The organism is Pseudoalteromonas sp. APC 3355 (assembly GCF_030407615.1).
Classification (GTDB): domain Bacteria; phylum Pseudomonadota; class Gammaproteobacteria; order Enterobacterales; family Alteromonadaceae; genus Pseudoalteromonas; species Pseudoalteromonas distincta.
This window is the reverse complement of sequence record NZ_JASDDB010000008.1, coordinates 130,983-146,694: the sequence shown is the minus strand read 5'-3', so window position 1 is coordinate 146,694 and position 15,712 is coordinate 130,983. Positions and strand designations below refer to the sequence as shown.

The window sequence follows — 15,712 nt, the reverse complement described above, 5'->3', positions numbered from 1 at the left end:
TACCTTTGGTTTTTAAAGACTAATTAAAAACTAAAGCAACTAAACTACTTACTTTATGCCTATACTATTTATTGCTACAACATGTAGTGCTCTTAGTAAACTTTTATAGTTAGTACTAAACATAATGAATTCACATACGGCTTTTGTGTTTCATACTCTAAAGCTAAAGTGTAATAAAATTAATTTTAAGTAAAACTGTAAAGTAAATCAGTTAAATTAAGTGAGGCATTTTGCCGCTTAAGTGATTTAAGTTACAAAAATCTATCCTTTAGGAGAGGAAACATGAAAACAATGACTCAAAAACAACAGGGTTTCACCCTAATTGAATTAATGATTGTAGTAGCAATCATCGGTATTCTTGCTGCAATTGCCCTTCCACAATATCAAGATTACACTGCCAAGTCGCAAGCTACAGCTTGCTACCAAGAAATTATTCCTGGTAAAACTCAATTTGAAATTTTATCTTTAGAAGGCACTGCAGTTACTGCAGAAACTGATATTGGTTTAGGTGAACCGAGCGCATGTGAATCACATACAGTTGCAGCAGGATCAATCTCTGCAGCTTTACAAGGAAGTGCCCCAATAGACTCAGGTATTATTACTCTTACGCGTAATGCAACCTCAGGGGCTTGGACTTGTACTAGCTCAGGTGTAACTGAAACTGACCTTCTACCTGCGGCTTGTAGAACTTCAACTGACACAGAATAATTAATCATAACGGCTGGTTTAAATTATATTTTTACCAGCTTCTATAACTACCAAAGCTAAGCGCGATATGAAAAGCGATGGGTTTACTCTAGTTGAACTTATGATTTCAGTACTTATACTCGCTATTCTAGCGAGTATAAGCTTTTCGGTTTACCAAAATATTTATTCAAAAAGTATTATTACCAGCTGCTTCGCCGAAATATCGAGTGCTCGCTCAGCTTTCGAAGTAATAAAAAATGAGAGTATAGATATAATACCATCCGATAACTTAACACAACTAAATATTCTATCTGCCAAGTCCTGTAAATACCACGAGCTAAGAGTAGATGAAATAATAGGACACATAGCTGATGGAAAAAATATTTCTGGCTCAAAAATCAGTTTAGTTAGAGAACCATTAAGTGCAGTGTGGCAATGTCAAATTTATGATGCTCCATCTACATTCCAAGTTGATTATTTACCTAATGGTTGTACATTAAGGTAAGTCATACACCGATTAATTAAGGCTCTACGATGTCTAAAAAAAGTGATAAAAAAGACATAAGTACATTTCAGTGGATAGGCGTTAGCGCCAGAGGGAAACGTCTTGAAGGAGAGCTTAGCGGGAATAGTATCGCACTAGTAAAAGCACAACTTCGAAAACAAGGTATTACGCCTTCAAAAGTAAAGCGTAAAGCAAAGCCCTTATTCGGTCTTCAAAGCGTTCAAAAAATCACTCCTAAAGATATATCCCTAGTCACTCGTCAAATTGCTACCATGTTGATGGCCGGTGTCCCCTTAATACAATCGATTGAGATGATAGGTACTGGTGCAACAAATAAGAGCCTCGGTAAACTCATGGAAACCATTGCAGATGAAGTTAAAGCGGGCCAACCACTATCACTAGCTCTTAGAAAACATCCGCGCTATTTTGATGATTTATATTGCGACCTTGTAGCCTCTGGCGAGCAATCAGGTGCGCTTGATAGAATATTTGATCGCGTGGCTTTATATAAAGAAAAGTCTGAAGCGCTCAAATCAAAAATTAAAAAAGCGATGTTTTACCCTATTTCAGTGTTAGTTGTTGCTTTAATAGTAACATCTATTTTGCTCATTTTTGTGGTGCCTCAATTCCAAGAAATATTCGCAGGCTTTGGTGCTGAGCTTCCTCCATTCACTTTATTTGTTATTGGTATATCTAACTTTATGCAAGCGTATTGGTGGATTATACTAATTACTATTGTTGCGTTTGGTTACGCGTTTAAAGAAGCCAAGCTTAGAAGTTTAAAGCTCAGAGATGCAACAGATAGAGCCATATTAAAACTACCAGTCATTGGTATGATTTTAAATAAAGCAGCAGTTGCTCGCTATGCACGAACTCTTTCGACTACATTTGCAGCAGGTGTGCCGCTGGTTGATGCACTTGATTCTGCCGCAGGCGCTTCAGGTAATGCTGTTTATCGTTATGCCATTTTAGACATAAAAGCCGAGGTTAGCTCAGGTAATCAGATGAACTGGGCTATGCGTAACTCTAAAATATTCCCTGATATGGTTATACAAATGGTGGCTATTGGTGAGGAGTCAGGATCGCTAGACGGCATGCTCGCAAAAGTAGCCACTATTTACGAGCAAGAAGTTGATGATGCAGTAGATGGCCTTTCAAGCTTGCTTGAGCCACTTATTATGGCTGTACTCGGTGTACTGGTTGGTGGTTTAATTATCGCGATGTATTTACCTATTTTCCAATTAGGTTCTGTAATTTAATTGCCAAAAATAACAATTTACAGGAAATAAAAGAGAGGCTTACCTTTTTGCTAAGGTATAGCTATTAATGTCTTCTCATTTACTCTCTTTTATTTCTCTTTGTGATAATAATTTCACTTAATTTTTAGACACTTAATCTTTTAGAACAGTTTTCAGGTAACATAATGCAAAGTATTATTGAAGTAATGCAAAGCCAATTGTGGTTTTATTTAACCACAATTGGCTTAATTAGTTTATGTATTGGTAGTTTTTTAAATGTGGTTATTTATCGCTTACCATTGATGATGCAACGTGAGTGGCAAAGTGAATGCAGATTACTGTTAGAAGATGAACTTACAGCTAATAAACCTAGACAAGCCAATATCAGCGAGCCTTTTAACCTATTAAAACCCAATTCTACCTGCCCCAAATGTAAAACTGCCATTAAGCCTTGGCAGAATATTCCTATTATTAGTTGGTTAGCACTCAAAGGTAAATGCGCAAGTTGCAGTAACCCTATTTCGGCCCGTTATCCTGCTGTAGAGCTAATTACTGCCCTATTAAGTTTAATTGTTGCCTATAGCTTTGGTGCGACCGAGCAAGCCCTTTTATATATTTTTGTAACGTGGATCTTAGTAGCACTAACCTTTATTGATATTGACCACATGTTACTGCCAGATCAACTTACACTTCCGCTTGTATGGCTTGCACTTATTGCCTCGGTAATGGGTTACACAATAACACCAACCGATGCAATTATTGGCGCGGCTTGCGGTTATTTAAGCTTATGGAGCGTGTTTTGGTTATTTAAGTTATTAACCGGTAAAGAAGGCATGGGCTATGGCGATTTTAAGTTGCTTGCTGTATTTGGCGCTTTGCTTGGCTGGCAGTCATTACTTACTATTATTCTGCTTTCGAGCGTAGTGGGTGCCATTATAGGTATTGCACTGTTAAGCATACAAGGTAAAGACAAAGCGACCCCTATCCCTTTTGGCCCTTATTTAGCGATAGCAGGCTGGATCACTATGCTTTGGGGCAACCAAATTCAAGGCGCTTATTTTAATTTAATTGGTTATTAAAATGAGTGAGCAAATTACTAAAGTAAACAGCTGGGTATTAGGTTTAACAGGCGGTATTGGCTGTGGTAAAACAGCCGTAAGCAATATGTTTGAAGAGCTTGGTATTACAATAGTTGATGCCGATATAATTGCGCGCGAAGTAGTACTCCCTAATAGCAAAGGGCTAAAAGCGATTACAGCCCGCTTTGGTGAGGATATTTTATTGCCTGATGGCACATTAAATAGAGCACAATTGCGCGCAAAAATATTTACTAACAACAATGACAAAGAATGGCTTAATGCGTTATTGCACCCTCTTATACGGATAAAAATACTAAACGATTTAAATAATGCAACTAGCCCTTATGTTGTTTTAGTAGCGCCTTTATTGTTTGAAAACAACCTTGATAAATATTGCGACCATACCTTACTTATTGACGTACCAACCTCTGTGCAAATAGCGCGTACAGCAAAACGTGACAACACAAGTAGTGAGCAAGTTAAAAGTATTATTGCCTCCCAAATGTCACGTGCCGATAAACAGCAAAAAGCGGATGATATTTTAAATAACGACCGTAGTTTAAACCTAGTGCATATAGAACTTGTTGATCTACATAAAAAGTACCTACAATATGCATTACACAACAAAACTAACTCACTTTAACACTGTCCTAACTCACACAAACTCGTATTTTAGTTAGTAAAATCACAACAAAGAATGAAAGGTGATGTAATCCCCTTCTTTTTTCTGATAAATTGCTTACTATTGAAGGAATAAAACAGGTGCGCAATGAATATTAACTCACCGTTATTGAGAAAATTTATAACCCTTGGCCGCATTGATGCCGACACGGTTAAAAACAAACAAAATGAATTTGCCTCAACAGCTGAGCTTATTTCTAAATGTGGAAAAATCGATAGTAAAGATTTAGCTGAACAATGTATTGATTTGTTTCGCGTACCTTATTTTGATTTAAAAGACTTTGATCCTACAAGAATCCCGGCCGATCTCGTAAAAGAAAAACTCATACGTAAACATCACATTTTACCGCTTGTTCAAAAAGATCGAAAAGTTTATATAGCAGCATCAGACCCAACAGATTACGGCGCATTCGAAAACTTTGAGTTTAGTACCGGTCTTTCATGCGAAATTGTTGTTGTTGATTATATTCAACTCGATAACAAAATTGAGCAGTTGCTAGATGCCACTGGCAGCTTAAATCTAACTGATGACGAGTTTCAAGAATTTGCTGACTTAGATTCAGAAAGCCAAAGAGATACAGCACCACAAGATGACGATAAAGATGATGCGCCTATCATCGTATATATCAACAAAATTTTAATGGATGCCATTAAAAAAGGCGCCTCTGATTTACATTTTGAACCGTATGAGCACAAGTACCGTATTCGCTTTCGTATTGATGGCATTTTGCATGAAGTGGCAAGCCCACCCAATACATTAGCCACCAAGCTTTCTGCGCGTATTAAGGTTATGTCGAGACTCGATATTGCCGAAAAACGCAAACCACAAGATGGTCGTATTAAACTAAAAATTACTGAACGCAAAAGTATCGATTTTCGTGTAAGTACCATGCCTACCTTGTGGGGCGAAAAAATAGTAATGCGTATTCTTGATTCATCAAGCGCTATGTTAGGCATTGATGTATTAGGCTATGAGCCTGAGCAGAAAAAGCTCTACATGGATGCGCTTGCCCAGCCTCAAGGGATGATACTTGTAACAGGGCCAACGGGTTCTGGTAAAACAGTATCGCTATACACAGGTTTAAATATATTAAACCAGCCTGAGCGTAATATTAGTACTGCGGAAGATCCGGTTGAGATTAACCTTGAAGGTGTAAACCAAGTACAAATTAATATTAAAGCCGATATGACTTTTGCCAACGCACTGCGCGCATTTTTACGTCAAGATCCTGATGTGGTTATGGTAGGTGAAATACGTGACTTAGAGACCGCAGAAATATCAATAAAAGCGGCGCAAACAGGTCACTTGGTTTTATCAACATTGCATACAAACTCAGCGCCGGAAACAATCACTCGTTTATTAAATATGGGTGTACCCGCTTATAACGTAGCAAGTTCGATTAGCTTAATAATAGCCCAGCGTTTAGCACGTCGCTTGTGCCCTAAATGTAAAACGCCAGAACAACTTCCGAGTGAAGAACTAGCTCGCCAAGGATTTAGCGCCGAGCAAATTGAAGAAATGACGTTATATATGCCTAAAGGGTGTGATAGCTGTACTGATGGTTACAAAGGGCGTGTGGGTATTTACGAAGTAATGCAAATTACTCCTGAAATTGCCCAAATTATTATGCGCGGTGGTAATTCGCTTGAAATAGCAGAGGTATCACTTAAAGCCGGTTTTAATAATTTACGTTTATCGGGTTTACGCAAAGCAGCCGATGGCCTTACATCCCTTGGTGAAATTAACCGCGTAACCAATTTTTAAAGTCCCACAGTAAAAGGTATAAGGCTTTAAGCTTTAAGCTCAGAGCCTTATAGCTAGAGACTCATATCTAAGTAATGTAATATGCACCAAAAATTTGTAGAGAGTAATTTATGCCTACTGTTGTAAACTGCCCAACCTGTAAAACTAAAGTTGAATGGTCAGAGCAAAGCCCATTTCGCCCTTTTTGCTCAAAGCGCTGCCAACTAATTGATTTAGGTGAATGGTCGTTTGAAAATAATAAAATTTCTGCACCAATCACCTCGGCTGAAGAGTTTAGCCAAGACATGATTGAAGATATTGAAGCAATGATGGCTAAAAATGAAGATGACTTTTTTAAATAGTTTATCTTCATAATGCCCTAAATACGAAAACCAGCATTACGCTGGTTTTTTAGTATTTACAAAAAAAGTAAAATTAACTTTTTTGTTTACGGTGCTTTTTATTCATACGCTTTTGCATTTTAGCAAACTTCTCTTTTTGCTCAGCGTTAAGCACTTGCATTACTTGGTGCTGCGTTTTTAGTTTAATTAAACCAAATTGCTCACCCTTTTCATGACGTTCATTTAATAGCTCTTTTGCTGCATTTTCGTCAAATGTTGCAGCCGAAAGTAATGCATCCATTTTTGCTTTGTGCGCTTCACGCATCGCTTTACGGGCTTCTTTATCGTCGCCACGCAGTGCTTTCATTTGTGTTTTTTGCGCTTCAAAAATAGCCTTTAGCTTAGTTTGCTGCTCATCTGTTAGGTTTAATTTTTCAACGCCGCGCTCAGAAAGTAAAAAACGAGCTTGAGAATGGCCTTGCTTATGTCCGTCGCCTTTAGCTAACACGCTACCAGCACCAAGCGTTGCTGTTGCTAAGCCACAGATAAGTACTAATTTTGAAAGTGTGTTTAATTTAGTCATAATCATTACCTTAATATTGGGTTGGTTGTGGCTGCTAAGCCAGTGAGTTAACTATACCTAACTCAACGCAAAGTAACGCAAAGCAGTGTAAAGGTTGTGTAAAGATTCACCTTTGCACTATTTAGCGGGTAAAATAACGCTATAAATAACTCTAAGGGTTTGTAAATGAAACTATTAATGATTGATGACGACACTGGCCTTTGTGAGCTATTAAGTGAATATTTAACTGCCCAAGGCTTTGAAATACAAAGCGTACACGACGGTGAACAAGGCCTTAAACTAGCACAAGCAAATGACTACGCCCTTATATTGCTAGATGTAATGTTACCAACGCTTGATGGTTTTGAAGTACTTAAACAACTTAGGCAAACAAAACTCACACCGGTAATAATGCTTACAGCAAAAGGTGAAGACTTTGACCGTATTTTTGGTCTAGAGCTAGGCGCTGACGATTACATTCCAAAGCCTTTTAATCATCGTGAATTACTAGCCCGCGTAAAAGCGATAACTCGCCGTATTGAGCACATTAATAGCTTAAATGTAGCTACAACGAGTAAGTTACTCGTTAATGGCATTACTGTTAACCTTGCAGCTCGAGAAGCCTCAATAGACAGCTCTACACTAACGCTTACTGGCACAGAGTACGAAATACTCACGCTATTGTGTAAAAATGCAGGTGAAGTGGTTAGTAAAGAGCAAATTAGTGAAGAAGTACTAGGTAGGCGTTTAGCTTCTTTTGATCGCTCTATCGATATGCATGTAAGTAATATCCGCAAAAAAATAGCAGAGCATATTCCAGGTGAGCGAATTAAAACAATGAGAGGTACGGGTTATGTCTTTATCCAAGGCGAATAAAAGCAACTACTTTGCTTGGTTAAAACACCCTGGGCACTACCTGTTTTTTAAAATATTTATTTGGTTTTGGTTAACTATAATCGGCACCGTTGCAGCGCTTATATTTTTAAGTAACATTACCGCTATTAACGCGGTAACTAACGAGCCGCTTTATGGCCCTATGAAAAAAAACCTAATATATACCGCCAAAAGTATTGAGCGCACTGCTATTAAACATAAGCGCAGCCTAAGCGATGTATTAGTACACCCTCGCCTATCAAAGCGTAAACTTTTATACTTAAGCGCAGCTCAAAGCGAAGACTCTCTTAGCAGTAAAGAGGTGCCAGAGAGCATCGACTTAAGTTTATTAAACTTTACTCAAAATATGTCACCACAAATTATTTTCACTGAAAAATATCAAGCCTTCGGCCCTGTTAACATAAACGTGCCTGAAGGGAGTTTTTATCTTTATGAAATAGATATTAACCATCAACCGCCGCTATTAATGCGCTTTAAGCTTATGCCTAATTGGATGAAAATAGTCATCGCAATTGTTGCCTCTCTTATTTTAAGTTTTGTATTTAGCCGTAACTTAATAGCCCCTATAAATAGTCTTAAAAAAGCAGCTATTAAACTATCAGCGGGCAACCTAAGCGCAAGAGCCGACATTTCTGTAAACCGAAAAGATGAGCTGGGAATACTTGGGCGAGACTTTAACAGTATGGCCAATCAGTTAGAGCTTTTAATTAGTTCACAAAAACGCTTATTAGCCGACATATCACATGAGTTACGCTCGCCCCTTACGCGTTTAAAAATGGCTACCGGTCTTGCACAAATGCAAGCTAACGACGCTAGCCAATCGTATTTATTACGCATAGAAAAAGAAGCAAACCAACTTGATAAGATGATTGCCGACGTGCTGCAAGTTTCTCGCTTAGAAGCAAAAAGCCAAGCGCTTTCACTGCAAAAACAATCATTACAAATAATTGTAGATCACGTTATTAACGATGCGCAGTTTGAAGCAAAACAAAATAATAAGCAGCTAAATATAGTGGGCGCTGTAGACGTAAATATTAATTGCGACGAAACACTTATTGCCAGTGCGCTTGAAAACCTACTTCGCAACGCTATTAAATACGCAAACAATACAATTAGCATTACTCTAAAGCACACAGATGCCATTTATATAGAAATATGTGATGATGGCTCTGGTGTGCCCGACGACCAACTGAGCAAGCTTTGTGAGCCCTTTTTTAGGCAATCAGATGCGCGGGATCGCGTAAGTGGCGGCACGGGTTTAGGGCTGGCGATTGCTAAAAATGCTATTACTGCGCATGGCGGCAGTTTAGTATTATCAAATAAAGAACTAGGTGGCTTGTGTGCTAATATAACCTTGCCATTAATAAAAGAGTAAAGCATGTTTTATAGTTCAGAAGCCCAGCTTGAGAGCAATCAAGAGGCCATTAATGTTTTTTATACTGAAAATTTAATTAAAAGCTACTTAGATACGCCATCAGGAAAGCTATTTTACGCATACGCAATCCCTAAAAACGCGACAACCGCAATAGTAGTAAGTACAGGGCGTATTGAAGGCCTCGAAAAATATAAAGAACTACTCTGGGAGCTGTATTGTAATAATTTTGCTGTGTTTATTATGGATCATCAAGGTCAGGGCCGCTCTTACAGGCACCTTAAAAATAAACATAAAGGCTTTGTAAAACATTATAATAACTACAGCAGTGACCTAAATAACTTTGATCAGCAAATAGTTTCAAAACATTGGCAAGGTAAAAAAGTCATGCTGGCTCATTCAATGGGTGGCGCCATTGCTATTGATTATTTAGCAAAATTTGAAAATAGCTATAAAGGCGTGTTTTTGTCTGCTCCTATGTTTGATATTTTTACAAAAGACGTACCAAAAATACCAACGAAGTTTATTGTTAAATTAGCCACTTTACTTGGTTTACACTCTTGCTATGCATTTGGACAAGGCAACTACAACCCGATCCCATTTACCGAAAACGTACTTACTAGCAGCGAGAAGCGTTACACCTACTTTAGGCAAACCTATAAATTAGAACCTAACATACAATTAGGTGGCGTTACGTTTGGCTGGCTAGCAGCTACAATATCGTTTTTAAAGTCTGTTGATAACCTAAACGTACCAATCCCTTTGTTTATAGCAAGCGCAGCTAGCGATACAGTGGTAAACAACGAAGCACAGTACAGTCTTGCAAAAAGGCATGCTCATGCAGCGATTGAGAGTTTTGAAGGGGCTAAACACGAGCTACTTTTTGAACGTGACGAAATTCGAAAGCCGCTATTAACTAACTTTTATCAATTTTGTGAGTCGGTGACGGCTTAACAAGTACTGACAAGGGATCGAGGTGGATCAGTATATCTACCTCCGACTCAAAACGTTCTTTGAGCATTGCCTCTACTTCATCAGCCACATTGTGCGCGCGAATCAAGCTTAAATGATCATCAAGCTCTAAGTGCATTTGAATAAACTTAACTTTTCCGCCTTGGCGAGTACGAATATCATGCACGCCATGCACATCAGCATGGGCTCTGGCAATGTCAAATATGCTTTGCTTTTCATCATCAGGAAGTTCTTTATCCATTAAGTGATCGGCACTATCGCGAGCTATATCCCAACTGTTATAAAGCAAGTAACCCGCTACACCTATTGCAAAAATAGGATCTGCATACAACACGCCATAATAAGCTAACAAAATAGCTAACAGCACAGCAGCGTTTAATATTAAATCGCCTTTGTAATGTACTGAGTCGGCTTTTATAGCAATTGAATCGGTATACTTAACCACTTTGTTTTGTACAAATACAATGACGAGCGTACACGCAATAGCAAAAATACTTACCCACACACCTAATAAAGAATGGCTTAACTGTATAGGGTTAAATAATCGCTCAATACCATGAAAAGCAAGTAGGCAACCTGAGCCTGCAATAAATGCGGCTTGGCCAAGTCCTGCAAGTGCTTCAGCTTTTCCGTGCCCAAACCTATGGTCATCATCTGCTGGGCGCAGTGCGTAACCCAACACTAAAAAGCTCATAGCGGTGGCAGTAATATCCATTAACGAATCAGTTAACGAGCCAAGCATTGAAGCCGAGCCAGAAGCCAGCCAGGCCCATGTTTTTGCGCCGATCATTAAGCTAACCATGACCATGGTAACAATGCTGGAAGTTTTAACCCAAAATTCGTAGCTACGGTTATGCACGCGTGTATCCATTAATCACTGTATTGAATGTGTTGAGTATATCATTTTTTTAAAAGGTTTCGTGTATACTGCCCTTCGTCAAACTACAGATTATTTTATAAGGCTCATTATGCTGGATATTGTTTTATACCAACCTGAAATACCGCCTAACACAGGTAATATTATTCGCCTATGTGCCAATACTGGCTACGCATTACATTTAATTGAGCCATTAGGTTTTGAATGGGACGATAAACGCGTGAAACGTGCGGGCCTTGATTACCATGAATTTAGCCATGTTCAACGCCATGCCTCATTTGAGGACTACCTTGAAAAATGCAAACCTAAAAAAGTGTATGCCTGTACAACTAAAGGCAGTCAATTTCATCATGAAGCAAGTTACGAAGCTGGCGACTGTTTGGTATTTGGTCCTGAAACACGCGGCCTGCCTGATGAAATGATTCAAGCATTACCAAACGATCAGCGTGTACGTATTCCTATGCAAGCAAATAGCCGTAGTATGAACCTGTCAAATGCAGTCGCCGTGTTTGTCTACGAGTCGTGGCGTCAGTTGGGCTTCCCTAACGCCCAGTAAATATAATCCGTTAGGCAATAAAAAACCGACATAATGTCGGTTTTTTTAGTTAAGGCCTAGCTCAAGCGCTTATTCAGCGCGTTGTTCTCGTCCTAAAAGAGCCATAGCGGCTTCTTTCATGTCTTTATTTTCATAAAGTACTTTATAAATTTGCTCAGTGATTGGCATTTCTACGCCAGCACGCTGCGCTAGTAAATACACTTCTTTAGTGTTTCTAAAGCCTTCAACTACTTGGCCAATAGACTCAATAGCAGCATCAACACTCTCGCCTTTACCTAACGCCAAACCAAACCGACGATTACGTGATTGGTTATCTGTACAGGTTAGTATTAAATCACCAAGGCCTGCCATTCCCATAAAGGTTTCTGGCTTAGCACCCAGAGCGCAACCTAAACGAGTGAGCTCTGCAAGGCCTCGGGTAATGAGCGCGGTACGCGCATTAGCACCAAAACCTACACCGTCCGAAATACCGGCGCCAATTGCAATTACATTTTTAACCGCACCACCGAGCTGTATACCAATAAAGTCATCATTGTTATACACACGGAATGAGCGACCACAATGAAGTAAATCGGCCAGCTGCTGCGCAAATTCAGGTGACGTTGAAGACACTGAAATAGCTGTAGGCGACCCCATCGCCATTTCTTTTGCAAACGTAGGACCCGAAAGTACCGCAAGTGGAATGTCATCACCCAATTCTTGCAAAGCAACTTCTTGTAATAAACGTCCAGTATTAGGCTCAAGCCCTTTAGTTGCCCACGCTACTTTAGCACCGTCTTGCAATGCAGGTTTTATCTGCGCAAGCGTGTCGCCAAAAGCATGGCTTGGCACAACAACAAGTACAATAGCACTGCTAGCAACGGCATGTTGTAAGTTAGCTTCAAGAGTAAGAGTATCTGGGAAAGGAGCATCGGGTAAGTAACGTTGATTTTTCCGCTCAGCTGCAAGCGTGGCAACGTCGTCGCTATTTCTTCCCCAAAGTATCACCTGGTGACCATTTCGGGCTAAACAAATAGCAAGGGCGGTGCCGTAAGACCCCGCCCCTAATACAGTAACAGCTGTAGTTGCTGTACTCATAAGTTATGCGTCTGCTGAAGCCTGGTCAGCTTGCGCAGTACGTTGTTGCATGTATTGTGCAAATAACGCATCAAAATTAACTGGCGCAAGGTTAAGCTGTGGGAAAGTACCACGGTTAACAAGGTTTGAAACAGCTTCACGTGCATATGGAAATAATACGTTAGGACAAAATGCACCTAGCATGTGCGCAAGTTGCACTTCTTCAACTTCAGCAATAGTAAAAATACCTGCCTGTTGAATTTCACATAAGAACGCAGTTTCTTCACCAATAGATGCAGTTACAGTTAGCGCTAAAACAACTTCAAATACACCTTCGTCCAACTTGTTTGAGCGTGTATCTAGGTCTAGCTTAACTTCTGGTGTCCATTCTTTTTGAAAGATGGCCGGAGAGTTTGGCGTTTCAAACGATACATCTTTAATGTAAATGCGTTGAATAGTAAATTGTGCGCCAGCTTCTGCAGCTGCTACGTTTTGATTTTCTTCGTTCATTGTTATTCCTAACTTGTTCGTTATTATAATTAAATTAAGCGTTTAGCTTAGCGTCAAGTTTACCTTGCGCTTCAATAGCCATCATGTCGTCGCAGCCACCGATATGTTCATCATTAATAAAAATTTGCGGTACTGTGCTTGCACCACCTGCTTTGGCAATCATTTCATCGCGTAGCTCAGGCTGCACACCAATATCATAATTTGTGTATTCAACGCCTTTGCTGTTTAAAAGCGAAAGAGCACGCTGACAAAATGGACAATACGCCTTGGTGTATAAAACAACATTACTCATAATAAATCCTCTATCGGCCTAGCTAAACTGATTAGCGACCTGTTGTAGTTGGTAAGCTGGCAGATTGCCACGCACCCATGCCACCTGCTAATAAGTAAACTCGTTCAAAACCAGCTTTACTCATAGCGGCTGCAGTACCTTGGGCAGTCATACCTGTAGTACATACAACTATAATGGGTTTAGTCTTGTACTTTTCAAGGCTTGAAAAGTCAGATTTTTTCGCATTCTCTGGGCTTAAGTGCTCAGCACCAGAAATACGCCCTGCATTAAACTCTTTTTGCGCACGTATATCGATTACTTGACCGTCATCACGGTTAATAAGTAACGTAAGCTGCTGGGGATTTATTTGACGAACTGCTGAAAGCTTACTTTTTATCCAGCCACTAACAATAAGGAAAACAATACCAACCCAAGCAAGGCTTAAAATGGGATGATTTGTAATAAATTCAATATATTGATCCATTCTACTTCCACTATGAAATTATGTTTTAAAACGTGATGTTTTAATTATTTTGTACTTTAGCCACGCAAGTATACCCAAACCAACCTAAAATGCGAGTTTAGGAGCACTTAGAGACGTTTAAAAAACGATAAAGCCCCCCATATATAGTTAACAGAACTCTGGATAATAAATCTATCTCAAGCAGAGTTCATGTTAGTCAATAAGGTATAAGTAAAAATATTTAATATCTTGTTTTCAATGCTGATCCTAGCTTAAAAACACGGTATGCTAAAACCACGCTAATAAACCTTTTTAGGTGCACAGTATCCATCAACAGATACTAATTTTCAGGAGCTATTATGACAGAGCATAAAAAACCACTGGTATTAATGATTTTAGACGGTTGGGGACACCGCGAAGATACGCAAAGTAATGCTATTCTTGCAGCTAACACACCTGTATTAGACAACTTATGGGCCACCCGCCCACACACATTAATATCTGCTTCGGGTTTAGATGTTGGTCTTCCTGATGGTCAAATGGGTAACTCAGAAGTTGGCCATGTAAACTTAGGTGCCGGGCGCATTGTGTATCAAGATTTTACCCGTATCACCAAGGCAATTAACGATGGCGAGTTTGATTCAACCCCAGCCTTAGTTGAAAACATAGACAAAGCAGTAAGTGCTGGTAAAGCGGTTCACATAATGGGTCTTTTAAGCCCAGGTGGTGTGCATAGCCATGAAGATCATATAGTTGCAAGTATTGAGCTGGCGGCAAAACGTGGTGCTAAAGAAGTCTATTTCCATGCATTTTTAGATGGCCGTGACACACCTCCACGTAGCGCAAAAGCATCAATAGAACGAATTGAAGCGTTATTTAGTAAACTTAAGTGCGGACGTTTAGCATCACTTATTGGCCGTTACTACGCAATGGACAGAGACAACCGTTGGAACCGTGTAGAAAAAGCTTACAACGTAATGACGCTCGCCGAAGGCGACTTTAACTTTGATAATGGTGTTGAAGCACTTAATGCAGCGTACGAGCGCGACGAAAACGACGAGTTTGTAGCAGCTACGACTATTACGCCAACAGGTGCCACTCCGGCTTCAATAAACGATGGCGACACCGTTATTTTTGCTAACTTTAGAGCAGATAGAGCCCGCGAAATTACCCGCGCTTTTGTTGAGCCTGAATTTGATGGTTTTACTAAAAAAAGAACGCCAGAGCTTAGCGCATTTGTAATGATGACAGAGTATGCAGCCGATATAGACGCACCTGTTGCATTTGGACCTACACCACTAATAAACGTACTTGGTGAATGGTTTGAAAAAAATAATAAAACACAGCTTCGTATTTCAGAAACCGAAAAATACGCACACGTTACGTTTTTCTTTAGTGGCGGACGTGAAAGTGAATTTAAAGGTGAAACACGCGAGCTAATTCCTTCGCCGCAAGTAGCAACCTACGACCTACAACCTGAAATGAACTCAGAAATGCTAACCGACAAACTAGTAGAAGCAATTAAAAGCGGTAAATACGATGCTATTATTTGTAACTACCCTAATGGCGATATGGTTGGTCACTCAGGTGTATTTGAAGCCGCTGTTAAAGCTTGTGAAGCTGTAGATAGCTGTATCGGACGTGTCGTTGATGCACTAGAAGAGTTTGGTGGTGAAGCACTAATTACAGCCGATCATGGTAATGCTGAGCAAATGGCTGATCTCAAAACTGGCCAAGCACATACTGCCCACACTAGCGAACCGGTGCATTTTATTTATGTAGGTCGCGATGCAGAGCCAATGCAAGGTAAAGCCTTAAGTGATGTAGCCCCAACAATGCTTCACTTAATGGGTATGGAGCAACCAAAAGAAATGACTGGTACGCCTATCATGATGTTGAAATAA

The 15,712-nt window shown here is 39.7% G+C and carries 18 protein-coding genes; 12 read left to right on the top strand and 6 right to left on the bottom strand.

Annotation, left to right across the window (positions count from 1 at the left end; genetic code table 11):
• Window positions 1-282: 282 nt before the first annotated feature.
• From QMA08_RS12065 to yacG, 7 genes are all read left to right on the top strand, one after another.
• Entirely contained in the window at window positions 283-708 is a 426-nt protein-coding gene (locus tag QMA08_RS12065) for a pilin (RefSeq protein ID WP_290174586.1), read from the top strand.
• Between the two features lie 67 nt (window positions 709-775).
• Complete coding sequence (locus QMA08_RS12060; protein ID WP_290174585.1) at window positions 776-1,192, top strand: prepilin-type N-terminal cleavage/methylation domain-containing protein; 417 nt, start codon at window positions 776-778, stop codon at window positions 1,190-1,192.
• A 29-nt stretch (window positions 1,193-1,221) separates the two neighbouring features.
• Window positions 1,222-2,451 carry a type II secretion system F family protein gene (locus QMA08_RS12055; protein WP_290174584.1) on the top strand — a complete coding sequence of 410 codons (1,230 nt, stop codon included), beginning with the start codon at window positions 1,222-1,224 and terminating at the stop codon, window positions 2,449-2,451.
• Between the two features lie 164 nt (window positions 2,452-2,615).
• Window positions 2,616-3,509: an A24 family peptidase gene (locus QMA08_RS12050; protein WP_290174583.1), complete on the top strand. Its 894-nt coding sequence runs from the start codon at window positions 2,616-2,618 to the stop codon at window positions 3,507-3,509.
• 1 nt (window position 3,510) lies between these two features.
• Window positions 3,511-4,152 (top strand): dephospho-CoA kinase, encoded by a 642-nt coding sequence (coaE, locus tag QMA08_RS12045; protein WP_290174582.1) that lies wholly within the window; start codon window positions 3,511-3,513, stop codon window positions 4,150-4,152.
• A 126-nt stretch (window positions 4,153-4,278) separates the two neighbouring features.
• Window positions 4,279-5,955, top strand: coding sequence for a type IV-A pilus assembly ATPase PilB (pilB, locus tag QMA08_RS12040; RefSeq protein ID WP_002957773.1), 1,677 nt, complete (start codon window positions 4,279-4,281; stop codon window positions 5,953-5,955).
• A 110-nt stretch (window positions 5,956-6,065) separates the two neighbouring features.
• A complete protein-coding gene (gene yacG, locus QMA08_RS12035; RefSeq protein WP_002957774.1) occupies window positions 6,066-6,296 on the top strand; it encodes a DNA gyrase inhibitor YacG in 231 nt (76 codons plus the stop codon).
• Between the two features lie 73 nt (window positions 6,297-6,369).
• Here the strand turns inward: yacG and QMA08_RS12030 are convergent, their stop codons facing one another.
• Window positions 6,370-6,858, bottom strand: coding sequence for a Spy/CpxP family protein refolding chaperone (locus QMA08_RS12030; protein ID WP_039488264.1), 489 nt, complete (start codon window positions 6,856-6,858; stop codon window positions 6,370-6,372).
• A gap of 165 nt (window positions 6,859-7,023) precedes the next feature.
• Between QMA08_RS12030 and QMA08_RS12025 the strand changes: the two genes are divergently transcribed.
• Genes QMA08_RS12025 through QMA08_RS12015 form a run of 3 tightly spaced genes read left to right on the top strand, consistent with a single transcriptional unit; the run spans window position 7,024 to window position 10,057 of the window.
• The gene (locus QMA08_RS12025) at window positions 7,024-7,713 is read left to right on the top strand and encodes a response regulator (RefSeq protein ID WP_138489703.1); all 690 of its coding nucleotides are present in this window, start codon (window positions 7,024-7,026) and stop codon (window positions 7,711-7,713) included.
• Complete coding sequence (locus tag QMA08_RS12020; RefSeq protein WP_290174581.1) at window positions 7,691-9,106, top strand: ATP-binding protein; 1,416 nt, start codon at window positions 7,691-7,693, stop codon at window positions 9,104-9,106. Before QMA08_RS12025 ends, QMA08_RS12020 begins: the two co-directional genes overlap by 23 nt.
• Window positions 9,107-9,109: 3 nt before the next feature.
• A complete protein-coding gene (locus tag QMA08_RS12015; protein ID WP_002957778.1) occupies window positions 9,110-10,057 on the top strand; it encodes an alpha/beta fold hydrolase in 948 nt (315 codons plus the stop codon).
• Here QMA08_RS12015 and QMA08_RS12010 read toward each other — a convergent pair.
• Window positions 10,020-10,934, bottom strand: coding sequence for a cation diffusion facilitator family transporter (locus tag QMA08_RS12010; protein ID WP_029753364.1), 915 nt, complete (start codon window positions 10,932-10,934; stop codon window positions 10,020-10,022). The genes QMA08_RS12015 and QMA08_RS12010 overlap by 38 nt on opposite strands.
• A gap of 109 nt (window positions 10,935-11,043) precedes the next feature.
• Here QMA08_RS12010 and trmL point away from each other — a divergent pair, with 109 nt between their 5' ends.
• A complete protein-coding gene (gene trmL / locus QMA08_RS12005; protein WP_002957780.1) occupies window positions 11,044-11,508 on the top strand; it encodes a tRNA (uridine(34)/cytosine(34)/5-carboxymethylaminomethyluridine(34)-2'-O)-methyltransferase TrmL in 465 nt (154 codons plus the stop codon).
• 69 nt (window positions 11,509-11,577) lie between these two features.
• Here the strand turns inward: trmL and gpsA are convergent, their stop codons facing one another.
• Genes gpsA through QMA08_RS11985 form a run of 4 tightly spaced genes read right to left on the bottom strand, consistent with a single transcriptional unit; the run spans window position 11,578 to window position 13,829 of the window.
• Entirely contained in the window at window positions 11,578-12,585 is a 1,008-nt protein-coding gene (gene gpsA, locus QMA08_RS12000; protein ID WP_290174580.1) for an NAD(P)H-dependent glycerol-3-phosphate dehydrogenase, read from the bottom strand.
• A gap of 3 nt (window positions 12,586-12,588) precedes the next feature.
• Window positions 12,589-13,074 carry a protein-export chaperone SecB gene (gene secB, locus QMA08_RS11995; RefSeq protein WP_290174579.1) on the bottom strand — a complete coding sequence of 162 codons (486 nt, stop codon included), beginning with the start codon at window positions 13,072-13,074 and terminating at the stop codon, window positions 12,589-12,591.
• 34 nt (window positions 13,075-13,108) lie between these two features.
• Complete coding sequence (gene grxC, locus QMA08_RS11990; protein WP_002957783.1) at window positions 13,109-13,366, bottom strand: glutaredoxin 3; 258 nt, start codon at window positions 13,364-13,366, stop codon at window positions 13,109-13,111.
• A gap of 31 nt (window positions 13,367-13,397) precedes the next feature.
• On the bottom strand, window positions 13,398-13,829 hold the full coding sequence (locus tag QMA08_RS11985) for a rhodanese-like domain-containing protein (RefSeq protein WP_002957784.1): 432 nt from the start codon (window positions 13,827-13,829) through the stop codon (window positions 13,398-13,400).
• A gap of 338 nt (window positions 13,830-14,167) precedes the next feature.
• Here QMA08_RS11985 and gpmM point away from each other — a divergent pair, with 338 nt between their 5' ends.
• Window positions 14,168-15,712 (top strand): 2,3-bisphosphoglycerate-independent phosphoglycerate mutase, encoded by a 1,545-nt coding sequence (gpmM, locus tag QMA08_RS11980; RefSeq protein ID WP_002957786.1) that lies wholly within the window; start codon window positions 14,168-14,170, stop codon window positions 15,710-15,712.